Origin of the sequence: Candidatus Sarmatiella mevalonica (assembly GCF_016751895.1) — a bacterium.
GTDB lineage: Bacteria > Pseudomonadota > Alphaproteobacteria > Rickettsiales > Rickettsiaceae > Sarmatiella > Sarmatiella mevalonica.
In genome coordinates, this window is record NZ_JACVVM010000078.1 from 1 (window position 1) to 5,034 (window position 5,034).

Annotated in this window: 4 protein-coding genes, 2 tRNA genes and 2 pseudogenes; 4 read left to right on the forward strand and 4 right to left on the reverse strand. The window is 37.4% G+C overall.

Annotated features, from left to right (window positions below):
* Positions 1–219: transposase (locus Sarmat_RS05850; protein WP_202148971.1), on the forward strand; the 219-nt coding region annotated here is incomplete at its 5' end.
* Positions 220–280: 61 nt separating this feature from the next.
* Positions 281–526: pseudogene (locus Sarmat_RS05855) on the forward strand (transposase family protein); the annotation flags it as partial.
* A gap of 57 nt (positions 527–583) precedes the next feature.
* On the opposite strand, the gene Sarmat_RS05860 reads toward Sarmat_RS05855, so the two are convergent.
* Complete coding sequence (locus Sarmat_RS05860) at positions 584–736, reverse strand: hypothetical protein (RefSeq protein ID WP_202149849.1); 153 nt, start codon at positions 734–736, stop codon at positions 584–586.
* 77 nt (positions 737–813) lie between these two features.
* On the opposite strand from Sarmat_RS05860, the gene Sarmat_RS05865 reads away from it, so the two are divergent.
* Complete coding sequence (locus tag Sarmat_RS05865; RefSeq protein WP_202149850.1) at positions 814–1,533, forward strand: hypothetical protein; 720 nt, start codon at positions 814–816, stop codon at positions 1,531–1,533.
* 226 nt (positions 1,534–1,759) lie between these two features.
* On the forward strand, positions 1,760–3,520 hold the full coding sequence (locus Sarmat_RS07235; RefSeq protein WP_202149851.1) for a transglycosylase SLT domain-containing protein: 1,761 nt from the start codon (positions 1,760–1,762) through the stop codon (positions 3,518–3,520).
* A 132-nt stretch (positions 3,521–3,652) separates the two neighbouring features.
* Here the strand turns inward: Sarmat_RS07235 and Sarmat_RS07545 are convergent.
* The 3 genes and pseudogenes from Sarmat_RS07545 to Sarmat_RS05885 all read right to left on the reverse strand — a co-directional run.
* Positions 3,653–3,796, reverse strand: a pseudogene (locus tag Sarmat_RS07545) (IS982 family transposase); the annotation flags it as partial.
* A gap of 457 nt (positions 3,797–4,253) precedes the next feature.
* Positions 4,254–4,327 (reverse strand) — tRNA-Gly (locus Sarmat_RS05880).
* Between the two features lie 80 nt (positions 4,328–4,407).
* Positions 4,408–4,493, reverse strand: a tRNA-Tyr gene (locus Sarmat_RS05885).
* Positions 4,494–5,034 lie beyond the last annotated feature (541 nt).

Genomic DNA, 5,034 nt, shown 5'->3' on the forward strand with positions numbered 1-5,034 from the left:
ATAATGGATAACGCTGCATTTCACAGATCACAAAAGACAAAAGATCTCATTGAATCTGTTGGTTGTAAGGTAATTTTTCTTCCTCCTTATTCACCTGATTTTAACCCAATAGAGAAATTTTGGGCTAATATGAAGCGATGGGTTAAGCAGAAAATTTCTGACTTTCAGAGTCTTTTTGCTTCGTTATCTTTCTTTTTTAAATACGCTACCTCAAATTAATTTACTATATAACATGGAGCTAGTATAAATGAGTTTCGAAAGAAGTCTACTGATACGGGACCAAATCATACAAAAGCTCCATACCAAATCCGAATTACCAAAAAAGAAAACAAGGAATAACCCACTAACGAAAGAAGCTAAAAAGAAAAATCATGAAATCGCAAGTCAAAGAGTAGCCAATGAAAATGTTATTGGAATGATTAAACGATTTAAAATTATCTCGGACAAATACCGAAGCAGACGAAAAAGATTCGGCCTAAGGTTCAATTTAATCTACGCTATTTACAATATGGAATTACAAAAATGATAGTTTCCGAAGAGGTCTATTATTTCACATCGCCCCCTCTCCTTTCTATTTGATTTGCTATATAATATTTTCAATAGACCTCTTGCATAACCTAAAAATGAAGGAGGAATTTTTAAGAAAAATGATGTTGAACGCCGCAGCATACTCTAGTATATGAAGAGCGCAAAGGAGTTTTGACAACAAAATTACCACACAAAATAGGTTATGCAAGAGGTCTAATAGCTCTTAATCAGTCTTTCCGTCTATTTGTCTTTCTATCTTATTTGTCTTGGTCTTTATAACAATTTATGCTCTTTCATGATTTTATCGCAAGATGGACCTTTGCTCAGAATAAACAAATGCCTTCGCTTAGCATCATCATCACAAATAATCTGCGCATCACCTACACTAAGCTACTCACCTTTTTAAAAAAGATACAGCCAGACGAGTTTGATCTCGACACTATTCTCTTTACTAAACAGGACGCGATCAATTTAGATGATATTCGCCCCTTGCAGCTCTTTCTCTCAAGAACCAGCATAGCTAATAAGAACCAATTCGCAGTAGTATCTAATGCAGCATGCATGAATTTGCATGTGAGTAATAGTTTGTTAAAAATTGTCGAAGACCTTAGCTCGAATCAGCATTTATTCTTTATTGCTAATGCTAGGCTCGTACCCACTTTGCATTCCAGAGCTCTCACTCTTTTTGATAGAGATGAAACTTATGATAGCATAGATTATAGATTAGAGCATTTAATGCAAGACTGGGCCTTTCAATCGCACGAGGGGTTGTTAAAACTTATAGGTATAACTCGCTATGTCATGGCCAAGGTGATGCGTAAAAGATTTGATAATAGCTATCCTCTCCCAGAATCTTTACTTTTTTATTTCAATAAAAATGCTAAGTATAACCAAATGTATTTATTTGATAAATGGCAACAGATTAACGCTATTGCTCATGACTATCTCGCGCTTAATTTAGATAGGAGGCATGTTCAGCATATGTTGCTATTGCAGTTAACATAGACTGTATCTATCATTAAATCTTTCTAGAGAATTGCTATAGATACTGCTCAAAAAGATTTACCATTTTCGCTATAATTCTATGAACATCCTGTATCGATACTCTATATATGCGTCACTATATGCATTACTATGCGCATTCTGTTTGTTTAGCATAAACGCACATGCTAGTTTAAAAAAAGATTCAAAAGAAAATCAAACTCTTCTAAACAAGTCTATCGAAGAGGAGGTGGAGTTTACTAAAAAGATTCTTGATAGTAAAGCTAGCGAAGTGGATTTTGTGCAAGTTGTGCAATTTTTAGATGCTCATCCTTATGCGGTAAGAGCAAAAGCATTGCTTATCAAAGCTGAAGAGAGTTTAGAGCAGAAAGTGCATCACGAGGCAAAAGTATGCCGTTGGTTTAAAAGCCACGATCCTCAAACGCCTATTGGTTATAGAGCAAGGGGTTTTTATTGCGCAAAACAGAACGACTCTTTCGTGCTTGATGGATGGATTTTTGGTAGTTTTGATAAGAAGCAAATGCATGATTATCTTGCAAAACATGATCTATCTTCTACTCAGCACCTTCAGAGAATTAATCAATTACTCATCACAAAGAAATCGCGAGAAGCGCACGACATGCTAGAACTCATACCTAGCGAATATAGGAAGGGGGTTTTGTTGACATTAGATTTTATTAATAATCCAAAAAAAGTAGATATAGCCCGCACTTTTGGTTCGGTGCCTAAGAAACATCGCGTTCCGGCGCTAATATTATATTATCTTCAGTCTGACAAGAATTTAGAGAGAATTAAACGAGACCTACATTTGTTTGACGAAGCGTTCGATAACCCATTATATCTTCAAAACAAAGCAGAACAAGGCAATGTGTGGGCGAAGGAGCGAATAAAATATGCGCGACGATTGTTGTTACAGCATCAGTATCGTAGTGCGTATAAGTTGGTATCTCGATATAGTAATGTGTCTGATATGAATATCAGAAAGATAGAATGGTTAGCCGGCTGGATTCAGTTGCGTTTTTTACATAGCCCCAAAAAGGCTCTCAATCATTTCTTTGTCGCTCAAGAAAAATCTAGCAATGCGTCTGATCTAGCTAAACAGGCATATTGGATAGCTAGAAGTTTTGACAAATTAGGGCAAAGAGCTGATGCTGCTAAATATTATAACATTGCGACACAGTATGGGCATACTTTCTATGGGCAGATTGCGCATGAAACCTTGAAACGTAGTCTTGCTATTAGCTTTGCGAATCTATACAACCCCCATAGACCTTCGGGCTTAGCGTATCAACGTTTAATAGATGTACTAGATTGGGCAGTTGCTAACAAAAAATGCGATTGGATAAACTACTGCGTTTCACAAATTATAGAAAAGGCTACAAACAAAGATAGCACTTCTAATGATGATGTATTGCAGAATAAGAATGTAGTGCTTTATGCCTTAAGCAAGGCGCAGCCTCATCTGCCTACCTCTGACCTAACAAGACTTGCTGAAGTTGCGGCGCAGCGTAATATAGTACTGCATTTAGCATATCCAACGCCTTACCCGAAAGTGAAGAAGTATGTGGATGAACCCTTAACATACGCCATTATTAAACAGGAATCTTGTTTTAATCCAACAATTGTTGGAAGCAGTGGTGATATAGGGTTAATGCAAATTAATCCAAAATATCTTTCTGATTTTGCAAAAGTATGCAATGTGCCAGCCTCCAAGCGGTCGTTATACAGGCCGGAATATAGTATTGCTTTAGGCACTATGCAATTAAGCAAGCTTGTAACAAAATATAACAATTATCCAGCGTTAATAGCTTGCGCCTATAACGCGGGTGCACGCAGGACGGATGAGTGGATTAAGATGATTGGCGATCCTAGAAAAAAAGATTTATATGGGAGAGTGGATTGGTTTGAGTCTATAGTATATCCTGCTACGATGAATTATGCTCAGACAATAACAGCGACTGTGAACGTATACCAGTACTTACAGCGTTAAACTATCTTGTTCTGGTGATTTGACCCTAGTTGTTTAATCCCAGAGAATTATGGTGTATATTATGAAGACAATGATTCACGGACAAAAAGTTGATGAGGTAAGAATTACGCGCCTCATTGAAGTAGATTGACCTCAACTCGACACAAGCGCCATAGTATTATTCATTAGAGAACGTTGATTTATAGAGGGTTTGCGAGGTTTTAAGGTATAGGCAATAAGCGCAGACAGTATGTTTGCAAGGAAATTATCCGGCTTTCTATGCCTTGAATGTTCAATAGACCTCTTTCCTAACTCTACTCCTGATGGCAACTGTGGCGACGCTGTCGATGCGCAAGTCCTCACGTACTTCATGTACACTGCGGCTCTGTGCTTCGTATACTCCTCGCATTTGCTCATCATGAGCGAGTTTCGAAAGAGGTCTAATTAAACAAATAGATTTTAGCTGCTCTATTACAGTTTCTACAATTGATCTCTGCGCTAAAAGATACTTTTAAAAATTAGACCTCTCGCATAACCTATTCCGTGGGGTAATTTTGTTGTCAAAACTCCTTTGCGCTCCTCATATACTAGAGTATGCTGCGGCGCTCAATATCATTTTTTCTAAAAATTCCTCCTTCATTTTTAGGTTATGCAAGAGGCTTATTGTATCATAAGCTGTACTTTCGCTTACACCATAACTTTTTTATGAAAAGTCTAGTTTCCGAGGAGGTCTAATATAGAAAAAGGAAGTGTATGGAGCGGGTGATGGGAATCGAACCCACGCAACCAGCTTGGAAGGCTGGGGCTCTACCATTGAGCTACACCCGCAAGGGTAGTAAAAAAAGATTGCGTCGTGCCTAACCCAGTAGACAAAAAAGCGCTAGAAGGAACACAACAAATATCTATGGTGGTGGAGAGAGAAGGATTCGAACCTTCGAACGCTCACGCGGGCAGATTTACAGTCTGCTGCCATTGACCACTCGGCCATCCCTCCATATATCTTTGCTATTGGCAAAAAAGAGTGTATCTGCTTTATTTAAGGATTATATACCATAAACACACAGAAGTAAAATACTAAGATGTTTGCGAAAAAGAGTAGTAAAAAATTATTTAGATAATTTTATTAGTTTGTATACAGCTATTCTATCCATAGCTTAACGCTATCTTGCAATGCTACCTCAAACTCCAGCCAGATTAAGGCTACGCGCACCTCTCACGTATAAAACATGCTACGGTACTGCCCTTATAGATAATACATTCAATTCCCAAAGTGTCAATAGCAAAAACCACTGCCATATTAGACCTCTTGCGTAAGTATATAGAATTGGAAATTACTTACAGGGAGGGATTGATATTTTTTATAAAGCGTGTATAGAACTTGATTTTTAACCAACAAGAGACTACACACAATGATAAGATACAGTAAAATTGCTAAACATCCAAGAGTTTTTTTAAGATTATTTGGCATGGAGCTAGAAAAGTTTGAAATAATAATAAAGAAGCTAGAAAAAATCTGGGATAAAAGAGTCGTAGGC

Bases quoted from the DNA above. Each gene is read 5' to 3' on its own strand.
- Sarmat_RS05865 (WP_202149850.1), top strand. From the start codon at position 814: ATGCTCTTTCATGATTTTATCGCAAGATGGACCTTTGCTCAGAATAAA.